We start from the raw sequence: 18,503 nt of genomic DNA, 5'->3' as shown, positions 1-18,503 counted from the left end.
TATCCCAATTAAATATAAGACCTTAGGCTGGCAATTCTATTGAATCATATCCAACAATGATCAATGGCAACTGCCTTGGTCGAGAAACATGTATATTCAATCCTTCTTCACCAAAGTATTCAACACCAATGCTGAAATGATCATAAATAGCCCAAGAAAACTAAAAATAGTATAGGCCTCTTGGAACCATAAAACACCTATGGAAATTGTAAAGATCACCTCAATATATTTTAACGGAGCAACAAGGTTTGTTTTGGCTATTTGAAACGCCCTGGTCATATATAATTGCCCCATAAAACCAAAGACCCCTAACAGAAGTAAAAATAGCCATTCGTAACCCATAGGCCGTACCCAAACTGCAATGGCCAAAAGGCCACCAATAATGGTTCCTACGAACATAAAATAATTTACTACAACGGCAGGATGATCTGAAACCCCTATTTTTCTGATAACCACGTAGACCATTCCACTAAAAACAGAAGCAGTTAAGATTAATGTCAGTCCAGTGGTATTAATATTACCATCAAATCCCTTTAGGACCAATACCCCTGCAAAGGCAATTAGAAAAAAAAGCCATTGAATATTTTTCAACTTTTCCCTTAACAGGAAAACCGCAAATATGGCAGCAAAGATCGGCGCTATATAACGTAATGAAACTGCGGTGCCAACATTTAGGTGCTTTAAGGAAAGAAAGTACAGACTCATAGCCGTTAATCCCAGTATAGCTCTTAACAACATTAGTCTTCGTTTGTTCCCAAATATGGGAATCCCCTTTACCACGATGAAAGTCGTAGCCAATACCAGCGAACCAAAGCATCTAAAAAATACAATTTGAAATGTAGGGATACGCGCCAAATATTTTACCGAAACATTCATCAAGGCAAACGAGAAGGTACTAATGACCATAAAAAGTACGGCCTTTTTAAAATCCAATCCGGTAGATTTACTCCATTTAAAATGTAACAAAATAGCGTGGTTGATTTGCCAAAGCCAATATTTCAATGGCTTAAAAGTGCTAAGGTATAAAAACCATGTCCATACAGGCCCTAAGAACGGCATGAATTGTCCTTATTTATTGAATTTCCTATTTTTTATTGACTTTGTCCAGGTACACAGCTCCAATGTGTATTGGAAAAAAAATAATTATACCTGTCAGAGTATTTGTATTCAAAAATTATTATCAAACGCCTGTACAAAGGAATACATTAGTAATCAAAAGTTTTAATGAATTTGGATACTTACTTTTATTTCGGTGCAGCAGGTATAAACGCGTTCCCGGTAAATATATTTTTCATACCGTATTATGGTCTGGCCATAATTACATTTTTCCTTCATATTTCGGCTATCCATATAAAAAAATTGAAAAGGAATATACTCGGCGTTGAGCCAAGGAAACAATCTTACCTTATCTTAATTATGGGATCAATAACTATTTTGGTAATATTCTATGGGTTTACAAATGGATTTTCTGGAGTGGTCATACCAGCAGAGTATGGTATAATAATCGGTAAATAAAGGGCAGAAACAGGACCATACTGTACCCCCCTACCCCCAAAACCAAGCTAATACACTTTGCAGAGCCCTCACTTATAAAATATAGATGGACTTCCTCCTTTGGGCTTCCTTTAGAACACAAGTAAAATTAAAGGTAATATTACAATCTAGAAACGTGCGGCATCCTTAACAAACTTCAACATTCTATTCCAGGGAATGTAACAATTATCAGTAGAGTATTACTAATAACAAATAATTTGAAACAGTTTTTGCAAATAATACATTGTAAATGCTAAACCTAAATCATTGCCCTATGAACCCCAATCCAATAATCAGTTTGTTTCACTCGCTTTCACCATTAAAAAATGATGTAATTGAGGATTTTGAAAAAATCATTTCATATGACCTAATTCCAAAAAATACAGCTTTATTGGAAATTGGTAAGTATGCCAAATCCATGTTTTTTGTTCAACGCGGATTGGCACGTGCATTTTACTTTCATGATGATAAAGATGTAACAGATTATTTTGCAATAGACGGCCAATTTATTGGGGCAGTTCCAAGTTTATTGACCGGGCTTCCGAGTGATAAAGGCATCCAATTAATTGAGGATTCAGAAATATTTCATTTTTTGTCAGCTGATTTTGAAAAACTATGTGCAAAGCACCATGCTTTGGAACATAATGCGAGAAAACTCATGGGATTGGCCTTACTGGAAGAACAACAACGTATAGCAAGCCTTCGATTCTACAGTATGAAAGAGCGTTATGAAATCATGGCAAAAAAATACCCCGGGATTATGAACAGATGCCCTCTTCATTACATAGCTTCCTACCTAGGCACTACCCAGGTTAGTATTAGTAGAATTAGGGCCGGTATTCAATAGTGCTTATAAAAATGATATATCCCACTTAACCGGAATTCCATAAGGTACTTATTCCGCAACCGATCATTTTTTGAACTTGGTACTCCTTCTTCCTATTTCACGGCGATTACTATCCCAATGTTGCCATTCTCTAGCTTCCAACCATATAAACAGCAGCTACACAATTTAATTATGGATAGCTACTTTTTTGTAGAATGCCTTTATACCGCATAATATTCAGCAAGTCTTTCGGTAATTTTTAAGTTCACCCTTAATTGTCTACGACTTCAACAATAAAACAGTTCGCAGTAAGGGAGGTGTATTTTAACATATGTAAAGATATGTTTTACGGAAGTAACCCAAATTTGCATTCACTATGGAACATCAAACAGTAACAATTATAGGAGCAGGTATAGCCGGACTTACCACCGCTTTAGCACTCAACAGAATCGGAATTGAGACTCAAATTTTTGAAGCAACCAATAAAATAGAGCCTGTAGGGGCAGGATTAGGGTTGGGACTAAATGCCATGAAGGCTTTTAAGGCACTTGGCATATATGAAGAGGTTTTAGGTCAAGGTAAACTTTTGCCCTCTTTTTCCATTTATGATCCATTTGGAAAAATAATCTCAAAAACAAATTTCGATAAGGAATTAGGCAGTGGAACTTTTTCAATACATAGGGCCACCCTACATCAGTTATTATTATCAAAACTTGATCCGTCAACAATTCACTTGGGCAAACGAATAGAATCTTTTGAGAGTACGGATTTTGCTGTTAAACTAAAATTTGAAGATGGAAGCACATATCTTTCCAACTATGTTATTGTTGCAGACGGCATACACTCCGTTATAAGGCAACAGCTGGTCCCTGACGCCAAAATCAGATATTCGGGATATACCTGTTGGAGAGCAATCATTAAAAATCCCCAGCTGCTAGTAAACGAAGCATCAGAAACTTGGGGCGCAAATGGCAGGTTCGGTATAGTGCCCCTTGCAGATAATTACCTGTATTGGTTTGCCTGCGTCAATGCAGCCGCTGAGGACCCTCATTTTAAGTCCTATCAAGTTGTGGATATCTACAATCGATTTAAAAAATACCATGGGCACATACCTAAAATTCTAAAGGCATCCATTAATGCCAACTTAATTCAGAATGATATATGTGATATAATACCATTGAACCATTTTGCTTTTGGACGTATCGTACTGATTGGGGACGCTGCCCATGCTACAACACCCAATATGGGGCAAGGGGCATGCCAAGCTATAGAAGATGCGGTAATAATTGCAAAAAGTATGTCGGAGATTTCAAATTATGAACATGCTTTTTTAAGGTTCGAAAAACATAGGCTCAAAAGAACAAAATGGATTATCGATAAGTCAAGACAAATTGGCAAATTGGCACAATTGGAAGCGCATAATCTCATAGCAATACGAAATACCCTATTGCGATGTATGCCAGACGCATTGGGAAAAAATCAAATAAAAAAAATAGAAGAAGTTGACTTTGAAAATATAAGTAATTAATGAAAGTTGTAAACCCTCTACAGTGGAAGGATTATATTTTTTTCTGTGGCTTACCAACCCTTTTGAATTATATAGCCTGCCAATTGATAATCCCCCTATTTGAAACCAATAGTCTATTGCCCATTGAGGTCATCTATTTCATTAGCGTTGGTGGAATTGCGTTAATTCCAATGTTTATTATGTCAATTTTCTTATCTAAAAACGAAAGTACTTCCAATAAAATTAAAGCTATTTTTTTTAGAATGAGAATCAATAAATTATCTAAAAAAGACTGGATATATACCATTGTTACCTTTATTATACTATGCACCTCCTCTTATTTGACAGCCAAAATAATAATGCCAAAGATGGGGATTGATGCAATGCCATTTTTTTTTAGAAATATGCCCCTTGTGAGTCATAACATGTGGATTCTTTATGCTTGGACATTATTTTTCTTCTTCAATATTTTGGGTGAAGAATTTCTTTGGAGAGGATACATACTACCGAGACAGGAATTGCAACTGGGAAAATGGGCATGGTTTGTTCAAGGTATATTCTGGACTTTTTGGCATCTACCCATGGGGCTCGATTTAATCCTTGTGTCCTTTCCCATCTTCTTCATTTTGCCCGCTGTTGCCCAATTAAGACAGAATACCACCATTGCTATACTGATCCATACTGTTTTTGGTGCATTTGGTTTTATGGCCCTTGCTTTTGGATTTGTCAATTAATATCATCAATAACAATAAAAAACAACAAATGAAAACAACATTATTAACGCTAATTTTATTATCAACAGGTCATATATTTTCCCAAAAATCCACCTCATCGGTACTTGGAAATGCAGATTATTATGCGCTATTGAATGCAGTACCAGTATTACAAACCAGTCCAGAAGCCGCATTTCAATATGTATGCAACAAAAGTATCCACTGCGAAGGTGATTCCCAACTTAAATTGCAATATGATGCCTTTATTAAGCAAATGGAATTATATGCAAACCAGATTGAGTCCCATTACGCTTCAAAAGTCCACGCATATAACAGTAAGATTGGTGGGGATGGATATAAAAATCAAGCCAACCAAAATGAAATGATCCAACGCATGGGAGGCATGGATAGGGTTATGAAAATGAGCGATGGGGAACGTGAGGTTGCCGCTAAAAAAGCAATGGCATCCAATATGTCCTCTTCCAGTTTGAGCCCCTTTACGGAAGCGGACCTGCAACGGATGATGAATGATCCCGAATATGCAAAGCAAATGGCGGTCAAATACAATAACATGACAACTCAGGGAAAAGAAGATATTGTCAACAAAAAAATAGTTGCAGGCGATTTGGACGATTCCCATGAGGCCCATATAAAACGATTAAAAGACACCAAGATCAATAATAACACCCAGGATATTAACACTTTTGTTAGCAAGACCACGTCCAGATTATACGAGGCCAATGAAACATGCAGTACACGAATCCACCAAGCAAAGAGCAGTTCTGGAAATCACGCGGAATTGAATGAAAGCTATGATCAACTGTATAAAAAAATCCCCCTTATAGTAACAGATTACTGGGGAAAATATCCTGACCCTGAAAAAGTAAAACAGTTAAAAAAAGACTATGCTTTGAAACATAAAAATAGAGCAACATTTGAACTTTCCGAAGTACAAAAAGAACACAAAAAATTAAAATCCATCATTAGCGAGGTCATTTCCGATTATCGATCCTTTTTAGCTAGCAATGGACATCGTTTGAATGATGAATTAAGTAACCTATTTGATGGGACAAATACAGAATTATCTTTATTGCAAGTAGAAAAAAGCATTATTGGATCAATAGATAGACTTGCCCAAATTAGTCACGATGAAGACTCGACTGCCTCAGGTTATGAACAAGCATATCAATTGATTTTAAGTGGTGAAACTTTATAACCCCAAATAATCGTCAAGGAACGAATATGAAATTAAACCTTGCAAGTATTTATTCCGATACTTTCTTTTTTGTGTTTTGCAAAAAACTTTACGGAAAATTGATTCAATTATTTTAAATAATATCAAAACAAATGGAAAATTCGAATATAGCCACAAGCTTTATTGAGCAAATATGGAATCATAAACATTTTGATGAATTGGATAAGTTCATACATCCCGAGTTTAAAGATTATTCTTTGCCTTCCTCCATGTTAGCAAACAAGGAAGGACTTAAAAAATGGATTTTGGCCACGGATATGGCCTTTAAACATAATACCGTAATAGAAGACCAAATAACGGAAGGTCATAAGAGCGTTGTAAGAATTATAATGAACCTAAAACATATCGGAACCTGGAGAGGTATAGAGGCAACTGGCAAGGAATTGAGCATATCCGGCTTTAGATATTTTAAGATTAAAGAAGGAAAAATTATTGAACATTGGGCATTAATCGATGGGGAGTCCATAGAAAATCAGCTTAAAAGTTTACCGCACGGATGTGAAATAAAGGAAAAGGAAAAATAGAATCTACATATAGTGAATTTCGTAAAATTCTTTTGTGCGGATTTGCAAAACCAATAATACAATTGAAATAGTTGGCATGAAAACCAAAAAAGAACTCAGGGAAGAATATAGGCAAATTAAGAAGCCGATGGGCGTTTTTCAAATTAGAAACAACATCAACAACAGGGTTATGATCGATAGCAGTATCGATATGGTATCCAAATGGAATAGGCACAAAATGGAATTAAAATGGGGCAAACACAGAAATAAAAGTTTGCAAAAAGATTGGAACGAACATGGAGAAGTGAATTTTGTCTTTGAGGTTTTGGCGGAAATGGAATACAATCAAGAACAACATATCCGTGATTCAAGAGAACTTAAAACCCTTCAGAATCTCGTAGTTGATGAACTGGATATTGATCATAAAAGTATCTATATGTAAGAAATAGGCAAAATATGACGGCACCTTACTTACTTGAATATGTTTTTTTAAAGGGACCAAAAATCAGAATTCACCTAGGTATATTTCAATAGAAAAATGTAGGGCACTGTTTATAGGAAATACAATTTCCTAAAAAATCCAAATTATCCGCAACTTTGGCTCACAGTGTGTAATACAGATATAATCTATCTTAAAATATAGCTTTCTAGCAACAGTAATTTATTTTATAAAGAATACATCCATTATTCACCAAAATCTTTCTACGGATTCCCATAGCATAAAAAAGTCTACAGCAATGAAATCAACAAAATCAATTACTCGCTTTGATAAATCTGGTTACTATTTTATAGGACTCATAGCATTGGTCATCCTCGGTTTTTGGCCTTCATATTTTTCTAAATTTTTTAATGGCACGGGCGACTTTACTTTTTATTTTCATTTCCACACCATATTGATGTCTCTTTGGATGCTGACACTAATCCTACAACCAATACTAATTAGGAGAAGGAAATTGACGATTCATAAATGGATCGGTAAGGGTTCTTATATATTATTTCCACTTATGTTTATATCGATCCTGCTATTAATGCATAGCAGGAATAAATTAAATAACGAAAATTTGGATATGGCATTATTTGTACCATTTAAGGACTTAATAATTCTAGGTACCGCATATTTAATAGCAATTACTTATAGGAAAAACATGGAAATTCATGCACGGGCAATGATTGCGACCGGAATTGTATTTATAGAACCTGCACTGGTAAGGTTCATTAACTATGCCATTATACCACTGCCTGAAGCTTATGCAGTAGCAATGTTTATACTATATTCCTTAATAATCATACTAATCATAAAAGAGCGAAAACAAAAAAAAGGGAGATGGGTTTTTCCGTTAATCTTGGGTTTATACATTATTGTTCACAGTATAATTGTTTTTAATATTCACCTTACAACATGGGAGTCAATCTCTAAATGGTTCATAGCATTACCGCTAACATAGTTTGATGTATTCTGATCCGTTATTTTGGCAAATACTGGAAAAACAAAGTCCCAGTGATTATGCAGATCTTATGTATATAAACAAACCTTTAAATTTAGGCAGAACCCTTATTAAGTTTAATCTATTGTTATGGCATGTCTTTTTAATCTATAATAGGTTTCAACAAATATAGGAGTTGAAATTGTATCCTTTTCTGCATCTGTAGAGGTTATAGTGACATTTCACCGAACCTTTATATATGTGACCTCCTCTGGATAAGCCGGACAGAATGAAACTAGAGAAATCTGGGGGAATAAGCGTTTAACTTTAAACAACGTATTGCTTATTCAACGATTCAATAGCCATCACACAACGTAACCTCCCACTAAAACCTGTGCTGTGCCTTTCCTAAGAGGCATATCATCCACATTTCCTATAACTTGGCCATGACCAATAATTATACTATCCGATTGTTGATTTTCAAAGAAATATTTAGCCACTATTTAATAATTTCTTCCCTGCACTACCCGGTCTCTTTAGTTATAGTTTTTCCTTTACTAAATTTTGGTTTTGAATTTATACAGGCAAACACAATTTCATTTGCCGGAAATTAAAGATTGCCATCTTAAAAGTCTGAATTAAATACATCCCTTAGACTGCTCAGGAGATGTTTTATAATTGTTTCAATTTACTGCCATAAATAGGTTTGCACAAAAGGTATTAAACCTCAGGGCAAGTCTGCCTTTGTCGGCAGACCTTGAACCCAATAATAGGAATAGACACTAGGGTCGAGGTATCGAACCTAGATCCAGCCGAAAAAGGCGGGATTAGTTCAACTTGCAATTTTAAGTGCGTCTTACCAACTTCTCAAAATTGAGTTTTACTAATAAATTTTCACCTTTAATCCAAATGCGAAACAAGCTATGGAACAGACATTAAGTTCCCTTAATTATAGCCTTTACTGAAAAAACCTCAAATAAAAAACACAGGCCATGAATCATCCCTTAATGCCATGTATTCAAGGTATCTTGAACAATCCATCATTGAACTTTCCATAGATTCAAAAGTATGAATGTACTACCCTACCCTAAATGTTATAACCAAAAGTGATGACATTTTAGCATTAAAACGATATCCTATAAAAAACCAATAAAAATTATCAAATGAAAGCATATGCCATCCGACTTATTTTAATTCTATCACTACTATCCGCTTGTGGCAACAAAAATTCACCCCATGCCAATACAGATTTTGATGCCTACGATAATGGGTACGAAGAAGATTTCACAACCGAATCCAATTTTGAAACTGAACCTTCCAAAACCGAATCAAAACTGGGGTTCTTTGAAAAGTTAGGAAAAAAGAAGTTGAAGACCCATCAATTTCGGGACGCTCGAACCGGTCTGGTCGTGAGCAGTTCAAACTATCCAGCAGATTGGACGGTTATATCCAAGCCTAATTACACTATGGACCAAAAAATTCCAATTTTTTTGACACAGATCCAAGGTCCGAATAATCTAAAATCGTTCAATACCCCCTTAAGGGCACATATTTCATATCAAAACCCTCAGACTTATCAGTTTATGAGAAATTCTACTGCCGCCAACTTGCACCGGCCAATGATAAGTAATCAGCGTATTATTGAAGAAGAAGTATTGCCACGTATGCAAAACAGTGGATTCAGTTTTATGGAGAATATTAGACTGCCCAAATTAGAAGACTACCTCCGAGGAAAAATAAATGCCGAAAGTGGAGGTCAAGTAAAATTGGACATCACAACAACGGTCTGGAAAAACAATAACGGCCAAAAAGCGCTAGCCACAGTAGGTAAAATTTACATGCAACAGCCATTGAGTTACATCGATACCATGACGCTCTGGATGTACAGTACCGATTATATGTTTGTTGATGAGGATCATTTTACAGAGACCATTTCAACTTTTGAGAATGCACTGATCAACTCAAAAGAAAATCCACAATGGAAACAGTATGTAGCGCAATTAAATCAGTTACGCGCTCAAAAAGCTGCTCAACAACACCAGATAAACATGCAAAACAGACAAGCGGCATTTAATGCCCATCAACAGAAAATGAAAGGAATTTGGGCCGCACAGGATGCCAACCATGCTTCATTCATGAACCGTACTTTTGGTTCGAGCAGTGATACCTCCCATAAAAACTTCCTCAATATGATAAACGAAGAGGAAACCGTTTACAACCCCCTAAATGGAAAAAATTATCAGGTAGATGCCGGTTCAACCCAATATTGGATGGATAGTGAAGGCAACTACATTAAAAACGACGACCTATTCTACAATCCCAACGGAGGCATAAACCTTGGAAATAGGGAGTGGACCAAAGTTGGGAAAGCCTTTTGATGACATTTTAACATTAAAATGATACCTATAAAAATTTAACAACTTTAAAATTGCAACAATATGGAAAATGCATTTTTCACCTTGATTTTGATCGATTTTGTAATCCTGATACCAATGAAAATTATAGGGCTATCGTTAATTGACACAAAACGTTGAAATATTTGAAGGAGCCCATGGACAGAAACATTTTCTGGTACCTTAAAAAATACCGTAGGTCACATCTTGGAAAAATGGACAAAATCCAAAAAAACCAATTAAGAAACAGTAACCTTTTTAACAAACCAAATATGAAAATTCCAAACATAAATTTCGTATTGACCCTAATTTTTTTTACCATCATTTTAGCCTGTAAGTCAGATGACGATGCAAATGAATTTATCACAGATGACGATATTTCCCAAGACACCGAAAACCCGATGGATAGTACGTTTGAAACCGTGGATGTACAAATATTGCTGCCCGAGGATTCCAGCGTGGACTTCACAAACGGCACATTGGTTTCCCTTGGCGCCAATTCAGATATTGATGCCAATGGAACCGGAAACCTACCCTTAAACGGTGAAACCATAGAGATTGGATATTTTCTGGATGCGGAAAATAATGTTTTACTCGCCGGATTCATTACTAAAGAAAGAAGTGAACTGTCAGTTGAAACCACAGCTGAAATCATACTTTATTATGCTCTGGGTTATTATTTGTTACCGGATAATGCAAAAAGTGCCTTTTTAAAAAGTATTAAGACAAACCCAGGTTTTTCGAATTTTGTACAAGATATACAAACATTGTTTAAAAGTGATCCACTCTTCTATAGCCAAGGCAATTATGAACCAACCCTACAAAACTTTTTGGACCAAATAACCTCAAAGAATTCAACAGGAATTGAAAATCGGATTTTTTTTAACGATGAAAGCACAAAAAGCGGTGTAACCCTATCCAGTATTGATTCAACCCGCATAATGTTGCAAAATTCCCTGCCAAGAAGATCCAACGTCATCATTTACAAAAAGAGTTATACCGATAGAAACGGTGACGTATATAATATACCGAACTATACCTCCAGCACTTTTGAGAGTTTTGAATTGGAGACAGGCAAGACCAACAAAATAGAAACTTTGGAATTGGGAAATTCGGTCCAACAAATAAACGCACAGCAGGCATCAATTGACAATGCCATAAAAACAGACCCAATATTATTGCCAGTAAACCCTGCCTCTGAATTTGTGGCCGAATACGAAGTGGTCGTTATTGGTTCTGGTCAGCCCAATTCCGGTGGAAGGGGCATGACGGAAGAAGAACGGAACACCTATGCGGAAATCAATAAAAAAACCTACGTTATCGACTATTTTTTACCTACTCTTCTGGATATAGCTGGTAACAAATCATTACTGCCGCCATTCGGTAGTGATAAAGAAAATGCATTGCTCAATGCCGTCCTCCCCGTTCTTGAACAATATCCCGATGTTATTGAAGAAGTTATAGACAACCAGTTCAAGGAAGCAACGAACATTTTTCTTCCAGCCTTGTATGAAGATATTCGATTGAGCAATGACCTACGTACTATGTTACAGGATGTTTATAATATATTGTCCGGTAACGGTGACTTTCCAAATACTTTTATACAGAACCATGAATTAATTGAAACTGGGTATCAAAGAACAACAGTTATATTTGCCGCCATAGATAGGAATATAAAAGCAACAAATTATTATTCCAATTTTGGTGGTCTGCGCACAAGGGCTTTTAATTTTGAAAATTGGAACGTTAGATCTATAGATGCGGTTGTTGAGATGCAACGTGATAATGTTGAACTCTGCCTGGGTCAAGCCACCGAGCTTCGGGTAACCGCAATCACTGACCTTGAGCCGGAATTGGAGGAATTTGAATTTCATTGGAGCACATCGAACGAGTACAGAGGAAGGCTTCAAGATATTGGTGATGACCCCAATAATTTTGGTGAATCAATTATTACAAAAAAGAATTATGTTTCATATATCAGTACCGCACTTGAGTCCGAATTAGGTAGTGGTGACAATAAAGAGACAGTGACCGTCATTCTGTACTTGCGCAATAAAAATACAGGTGAATTAACCGAGGCAGGGCGGGACACAATGACCATGAACAACAAGAAAGGTTGCGAGTCCTTTACAGTGTCATTCACTAGGCAGCCCAACCTTAAGGAAATCTCAAACTCAGGGTGTACCGATAATATTGGTTATCAAGCTTTTAGTCCCATTCCATATGCCGCAGATTTTGCTGCTGTTGAAGGCGCCTCTGGTTATAAGGGAATCATTACCTCCAGTAATGGTGTGGTGAACCAAGAAAGGGTTCTTGATGAAAGGCAATTGGAAGATATGGGGAACGGGATTTTAAGATTTAGATCAGGGGTAGGAAGCATCATAATTTTTGACAGTTGCAATCAAGCCCAGGCAGAGACACGTGCCCAAGAGCTAGTTGAAAATATAAGTGTAGAACCATTAAATATAGAAATTACGCCAATATTTAATTAGTGCATGAACTATATCGAGATAAAATGTACTTTAATCTTATTAATTCCAAAAGCAAATGAAAATTTGTAAATTCCCCATGTTTTCAAAAAAATATGGGGAATACCTTACAAAAGACCAATAACCAGCTCGTTACCGCTTTTAAAAACAATGATCAGAAGGTTATGCAAGAGGTATATCAAAACATATTTCCTAAATTCAGGAGCCATGTTTTCATAAACAATGGAGATGAAGCCCAGGCCAAGGATGTATTTCAAGAAGCTTTTATTGCTTGCTGGCGAAACGTCAAAAATGATAAACTTAAAGAAAATAGTAATCTAGAAGCCTATCTTTTTACCATAGCCAAAAATAAATGGACTGACTATTTACGTTCTGCCCATTTTAAAAAAACAGTTTCCGATAACGGGGTCATTGCTATGAGCCCTGAAAGTGAAGACCCTTCGGATGAAAACGAAGAGGAAAGCAAATTGAATGCCCTACATGGGGCCATGAAACAACTAGGTATATCTTGCAAAAAGATTTTGACCCAATTCTATTTTGAGCGAAAATCTATGGATGAAATAGCAAAAGACCTTCAACTTGGCCCAGCATCGGTACGGAATAAAAAATACCGTTGTATGGAAAAACTCAAGGCATTGGCCTTGGAAACAAAAAACAATGGATAAGTACCCAAATTACATAACTCAAGAACAGCAAGAAGAGTATGAAAGAGTACTTTTGGACCAAATGGATTCTAAAGAGAAAGCGGAATTCAACAGCAAATTGTATGGCGATCCTGAACTAAGAAAACAATATGAGGAGTTTAAAGAACTGTTCTATGCCATTGAGGAAGAAGGACTCCGAAATTCGATGGAGACCTTCCATAATAGTCTAAAAGAGGATTCCAGTAGAACGGCCGGCACAAAGAATAAATTCTATTGGTACCGTATAGCCGCAAGTATTGCCATATTGATTTCATCGGTTATATGGTTTTTCAACAAACAAAGTCCGAACGAGAAACTTTTTCAAAGTTATTACTCAGTTGACCCCGGACTTCCCACTGTTATGGGTACCAATGACAATTATGACTTTTATGAGGCAATGGTTGATTACAAGCAAAGGAATTATGATGTAGCAATCAACAAATGGGAAAGGTTATTGCTTACAAATCAGGATAGTGACACCTTGAACTATTTCTTGGGAAGCGCCTATTTGGCTAAGGGGAATACCAATAAGGCCATTGATTTTTTTAAAAACACCCTAAACTCTGAAGTGTCCGTTTTTAGCAAGGAAGCCCATTATTATTTAGCACTTGTGCATTTAAAGAATAATAATACCGTAGAAGCCGTTAAGCACTTGAAAATGGCTGCAGATGAAAAGAGCGGGGAGCTTCTGAAAAAAATTCAAGAATGAAATTTATGAAGTTGGATGTATTGATTGCCATTCTTTGTATTTTACTCTTGTGTAAGGCAAACGCGCAACAAGATAACGTCTTAAAGAAAATAGACAGCCTAATCGCCTCAAATGAGTTCTTAGTTGCCCAGGAGATTCTTAAAACGGAAATTGAGAATCCAAGCAATTTGTTATTGGGGCGCTTGGTCTATCCCTTGGGAAAGATAGAATTCCTACAAAATCCAGAGACTAATTTTAAAAAGGCTTTGGAGTTATATTCCCTAATAGATTCCAGAAAATTAGACGATACTATTGCTTATGACGCCAATTTGGGGATGGGTATTTTGTACATAGATCAAGGTACTGCCCCAAAAGCACAAAAATATTTAATAAAGGTAAACCGTTTGGCCAAAGAGTTTGGTGATGTCCATCGAATGGTTGAATCTGAATTTCATTTAAGTGAGTTGGGCCTTAAAATGGGAGATTTTGGACAATTGATCGCACACACCAACAACGCTCTTGATTTAATCCAAAAAAACAGTTCGGGCAATTTCCCTTTGGCACCAAGAATATACAATTACAAAGGAGCCCTAATGCATTTTAATGCCAAACCTGACAGTGCCGATTACTATTTTAAAAAGGCCATCAATGCTTTGGACAAAACCGATAACGACCCAGAACAAACCGATTATCTTCCGGGCACCATCTACGGCAATTGGTTCATGGTAAAACAGTCTGCCGGCAATTTTGATGAAGCCATGCGTTTCACATTAAAAACAATAAACCATTACAATTCTTTTTTGAACAAAACCAATAACCATCCCTTAACGGAAAAAGTGCACGGAAACCTAATTATCTCCTATAGAAATTTGGGAAGCCTGTATTCCGATTTAGGGGAGAAGGAAAAGGCAAAAAGAATTGCCATGCTAGGGTATAACCATGCAAAAAAATACTTCTTAAAAAATACGATACAGTATTTCGGTGCCGCCTTGATGGTTGGCGAATCATTACTATACAATAATGACCTAGAAAAAGCAGAAATTTATCTGGAAGAAGCAAAAACCTCTTTAAACTCAATCAAAGGGGAAAATTATTCTTACCAAGCTAACCTTTACGGAGTATTGGGCGACTTAGCTTATCAAAAAGGTAATTACCAAGAAGCCGTGGACTATTACCATAGAACGCTTCAAGCGTATAAAAACAGTAATGAACAAGGATTTTCACAAAATGAGGTTTATGCCAATATCAACCTGGCCAAATCTTATTCAAATCTGAATGAGTATGCTGAAGGTATTCGTATTATCAACAACACCCTTACCGAGGTTATTTCCGTACATGGAACAGATAGTTATTTGGCAAATGAGGTGCGAATAGCCAAAGTCAAAATAATTTTTGATCAAAAAGATTATAAAGGAACTATTGAACTGAGCAATCAAATTTTGGGCTCGTACAAAAGCCAATCGTTCAACAGTATAATTTCTGAAGAATTTTTTAGCCCAAACCAACTAAGATTGTTGCTTTACCTCACCAAGGCTCAATATGAAATGGACACGGTCAAAACAATCGAGAGTTTGGGTAAAATCACCAAGGTTATAGAGAACGCCATTCAAAGAATTGAACGAAAAAAATCATTGATCACCAACGAAGATGATATCAATGTACTCTTGGAGAATAGTCGAGAATTATTTGATTTTGGCAAAAAGGTATATCGTAAAATATTTGATATAACCGGCGAGAAAAAATATCTGGAAAAAATCATCGAACTTCACGAATCTTCCATATACCATCGAATACGCACCAGGCTCAACCTATCAGAAAATAAGCTCACACCTGTAAATATCAGAGAAGAGGAAGATGTACTGCGCAAGAACATCAATTCCTTTTTTGACATGGCCGAAGGGACTCAATTTGATGTGGATGATTGGAAGGCCAAATTGCGGAAGTGGGATGATTACCTTGCTAAATTAAAAACTGAGTATCCGCTATATTATGAATTAAAATATAGTACTGTTCTAACGCCATTGGGCAATCTGCAGAAGAATATTGACGGGTTGTACACAGCGGTACGATATCTGTTCATTGACCACGACCTCGTTGCCGTCATCATAACAAAGGACAACATGGAGATGGTTCCCCTACCTTCCAATTTACCGTTGGATTGTATTGCCACCATTTCGGATTACCAAAAAAACAGTTCTGAAATTTTTGAGTGCCTCTCACATTTATATAAGTCCCTTTGGGAACCTATTCAAAACAAGATAAAAACTGACAATGTTATAATATTCCCCGATCAAGAATTGTTCAATTTAAATTTTGAACTTCTTACTGCTGAAAAAATTAATTCTTTTAAAGATCTGACAAATAAAAGTCTTTTGGCCAAACACAATATCTCATATAATTATAGCCTACTTCTCTTGGATGATAACCAAAATACACTGGATTTCAACAATGACTTTGTGGCCTTCGCACCTACCTTTGATGAAAGTATGAAGAGAGCATATGTAATAGCCATTAACGATTCAATTGATATAGATAAAACCTACCTAACCTTATTACCGCAACCGTTCAGTGCCGATATTGCACAAAGATATTCCAAACGTTTTGGGGGTAGGTCATTTTTAAATCAACAGGCATCTAAAGCCATTTTTAATAAAACGGCAAACGAGCATAAGATTATACACATCGGCACTCATGCAGAATCAAACAATGTAAATCCCCAACTGTCGCGATTGGTCTTTGCAAAGAACATTTCCGATTCAACCCTTATCAATGACAATTACCTATATACCTATGAGATATATAATCAAAACCTAAATTCCAATCTAGCGATCTTAACAGCCTGTGAAACGGGAAAACCCAGCTATCAACCTGGTGAGGGAATGATTTCCTTGGCACATGCTTTCAACTACGCAGGCAGTAAAAGTATCTTAACCAGTCTTTGGCAAATTGATGAGCAATCAAGCACTGTCATCCTGGATAACTTTTATGGATATCTAGAAAACGGCCTTCCCAAAGATGAGGCACTAAAAAATGCAAAGTTGGATTATTTAAATCATGCGGAGGGAAGAACACTTCATCCACAATACTGGGCGGGTTTAATTTTAATGGGAGACACCCTACCCATAGAACTATCATCATCAATGGATAATTACTGGTATATAATTTTAGGGTTACTGGTAGCAGCTGTTTTTTTCTTAATAATTTGGAAAAGAAAGACCAAGACTCCCCTTGTACCGAAGGACCAATCGTAAGTGTTCAACCCAAACTATCCCTGATGTCTTATATTGGGATCATTGTCATCCGGATCTAAATGGGCTGGACTGCCATCTCCATCATTATCAATAAAGCCTCCGCCATCTGGTCGGACGTAAAGTTGAAAATTAAAAGGTAAAAAGGTATCTAAAGTACGGGAGTCAAACTCGGCCGAAGGTGCCGCAGAGATTTGAATCGCTGAATTGACCGTTCCCAAACCCGGAACAATTGTGGATCGCACCCATACAATCCCAGTAAATTCCCCAAATTGTATTACCCTACCGTTGAAATTGACCAATAAACTTTCAAAATTTTGACTTTCATTACGAGCGCATATAGGTTCAAATCCATTGTTCGGATCATACCCCACCTCGGCAAACATCGTATTGATTTCTTGGGCGATAATTTGATTGAAATCTGAAATACCAACAAGGCTTACATTAGGAATCCAACGAAAAAACACCCTTTTGTCAAGACGCTTTATATCAATCCCAATCGGAAAGTTTTGTACATCCCTTACACCGGTTCCTGTGTAACCCTCTGGATATTGAAGACTTAGAAGTGGCTGTTCAATAAATGAAACACGGCCACCTGGGTTTTTAATTATGGGAACTTCATTCAATGGTAAGAAAATACCATTGGCCATGTTCCAATAAGCAGCGCCCGGTCCCGAATAATTGTTGCAAAATTGGGCTTGAACATTTTTTAAATTATCAATCGCATCCTCGTCTTTACTACAACCTAGTACTCCTATCAAAATCAATGCAATGCTGACGTATTTTATTTTTTTCATGATTGGTTATTTTCCTTTCTATCGGAATAAAAAGAAAATGTCATCAAAAATGTGGTATTTGCCCTGTACCTTTTTTAGTTTTCCAATGCGTAAATATCCAAATACCCAGAAATTAGGCTTGAACCATACTTCTTATATCGCTTGATTAAATTATATTCTTAAAATGGTAAAAACGGATCAATCCCAAAACTTGGGTCTGAAGAGAAAAATAATTTTCTTTGTGCTTTAAATTACATTGATGAATAAAGGCACTGAGTTATCCTTGTTAAGTTTAATATTACCAGAAGGAATATTAGAGTATTTTGATATTGTTGGATTCGATAAGAAGCCTATAAAGCATGTTTTATATGAGAACCGTCTAACGATATATTTGGAGGAGAAAAAACAAATACCATCCAAGTACAAGGATTGCAAGTATAAAGCCAGTGGCTTCATGGAGCCTCG

General features: G+C 36.4%; 15 protein-coding genes and 1 pseudogene. 14 read left to right on the top strand and 2 right to left on the bottom strand.

All coding sequences use genetic code 11. The annotated features are described in order from the left end of the window. Positions 1 to 96: 96 nt before the first annotated feature. Positions 97 to 966 carry a DMT family transporter gene (locus C7972_RS11495; RefSeq protein ID WP_258364831.1) on the bottom strand — a complete coding sequence of 290 codons (870 nt, stop codon included), beginning with the start codon at positions 964 to 966 and terminating at the stop codon, positions 97 to 99. Between the two features lie 258 nt (positions 967 to 1,224). Between C7972_RS11495 and C7972_RS11490 the strand changes: the two genes are divergently transcribed. The 13 genes from C7972_RS11490 to C7972_RS11430 all read left to right on the top strand — a co-directional run bounded on the left by C7972_RS11490 (position 1,225) and on the right by C7972_RS11430 (position 17,265). After that, positions 1,225 to 1,515 (top strand): hypothetical protein, encoded by a 291-nt coding sequence (locus tag C7972_RS11490; protein ID WP_110356330.1) that lies wholly within the window; start codon positions 1,225 to 1,227, stop codon positions 1,513 to 1,515. 292 nt (positions 1,516 to 1,807) lie between these two features. Then, complete coding sequence (locus tag C7972_RS11485; protein WP_181422861.1) at positions 1,808 to 2,380, top strand: Crp/Fnr family transcriptional regulator; 573 nt, start codon at positions 1,808 to 1,810, stop codon at positions 2,378 to 2,380. 355 nt (positions 2,381 to 2,735) lie between these two features. Further along, positions 2,736 to 3,887, top strand: coding sequence for an FAD-dependent monooxygenase (locus tag C7972_RS11480; RefSeq protein WP_110356328.1), 1,152 nt, complete (start codon positions 2,736 to 2,738; stop codon positions 3,885 to 3,887). Next, a complete protein-coding gene (locus tag C7972_RS11475; RefSeq protein ID WP_110356327.1) occupies positions 3,887 to 4,600 on the top strand; it encodes a CPBP family intramembrane glutamic endopeptidase in 714 nt (237 codons plus the stop codon). The genes C7972_RS11480 and C7972_RS11475 overlap by 1 nt, the downstream gene beginning before the upstream one ends. A 28-nt stretch (positions 4,601 to 4,628) precedes the next feature. After that, positions 4,629 to 5,795 (top strand): hypothetical protein, encoded by a 1,167-nt coding sequence (locus C7972_RS11470; RefSeq protein WP_146216310.1) that lies wholly within the window; start codon positions 4,629 to 4,631, stop codon positions 5,793 to 5,795. Positions 5,796 to 5,926: 131 nt separating this feature from the next. Continuing rightward, positions 5,927 to 6,358 carry an ester cyclase gene (locus C7972_RS11465; protein WP_110356325.1) on the top strand — a complete coding sequence of 144 codons (432 nt, stop codon included), beginning with the start codon at positions 5,927 to 5,929 and terminating at the stop codon, positions 6,356 to 6,358. 76 nt (positions 6,359 to 6,434) lie between these two features. Further along, entirely contained in the window at positions 6,435 to 6,779 is a 345-nt protein-coding gene (locus tag C7972_RS11460) for a GIY-YIG nuclease family protein (RefSeq protein ID WP_110356324.1), read from the top strand. Positions 6,780 to 7,404: 625 nt separating this feature from the next. After that, entirely contained in the window at positions 7,405 to 7,782 is a 378-nt protein-coding gene (locus C7972_RS23675; protein WP_146216309.1) for a hypothetical protein, read from the top strand. A 1,142-nt stretch (positions 7,783 to 8,924) separates the two neighbouring features. Beyond that, the gene (locus tag C7972_RS11450; protein ID WP_110356322.1) at positions 8,925 to 10,139 is read left to right on the top strand and encodes a hypothetical protein; all 1,215 of its coding nucleotides are present in this window, start codon (positions 8,925 to 8,927) and stop codon (positions 10,137 to 10,139) included. Between the two features lie 287 nt (positions 10,140 to 10,426). After that, the gene (locus C7972_RS11445) at positions 10,427 to 12,646 is read left to right on the top strand and encodes a hypothetical protein (RefSeq protein ID WP_146216308.1); all 2,220 of its coding nucleotides are present in this window, start codon (positions 10,427 to 10,429) and stop codon (positions 12,644 to 12,646) included. A 92-nt stretch (positions 12,647 to 12,738) separates the two neighbouring features. After that, positions 12,739 to 13,308 (top strand): RNA polymerase sigma factor, encoded by a 570-nt coding sequence (locus tag C7972_RS11440; RefSeq protein WP_110356320.1) that lies wholly within the window; start codon positions 12,739 to 12,741, stop codon positions 13,306 to 13,308. Continuing rightward, a complete protein-coding gene (locus tag C7972_RS11435) occupies positions 13,301 to 14,035 on the top strand; it encodes a tol-pal system YbgF family protein (RefSeq protein ID WP_110356319.1) in 735 nt (244 codons plus the stop codon). Before C7972_RS11440 ends, C7972_RS11435 begins: the two co-directional genes overlap by 8 nt. Beyond that, positions 14,032 to 17,265 (top strand): CHAT domain-containing protein, encoded by a 3,234-nt coding sequence (locus C7972_RS11430; protein WP_110356318.1) that lies wholly within the window; start codon positions 14,032 to 14,034, stop codon positions 17,263 to 17,265. The genes C7972_RS11435 and C7972_RS11430 overlap by 4 nt, the downstream gene beginning before the upstream one ends. Before the next feature lie 14 nt (positions 17,266 to 17,279). Here the strand turns inward: C7972_RS11430 and C7972_RS11425 are convergent, their stop codons facing one another. After that, positions 17,280 to 18,059, bottom strand: a complete 780-nt coding sequence (locus C7972_RS11425; RefSeq protein ID WP_110356317.1) for a hypothetical protein — start codon at positions 18,057 to 18,059, stop codon at positions 17,280 to 17,282. Between the two features lie 238 nt (positions 18,060 to 18,297). Between C7972_RS11425 and C7972_RS24090 the strand changes: the two are divergent. Then, positions 18,298 to 18,503 (top strand): annotated as a pseudogene (locus tag C7972_RS24090) (hypothetical protein); the annotation flags it as partial.

This window comes from Arenibacter sp. ARW7G5Y1 (genome assembly GCF_003201775.1).
Classification (GTDB): Bacteria; Bacteroidota; Bacteroidia; order Flavobacteriales; family Flavobacteriaceae; genus Arenibacter.
The sequence above is the reverse complement of the archived record's forward strand: the minus strand, read 5'-3'. Positions and strand labels throughout refer to the sequence as shown.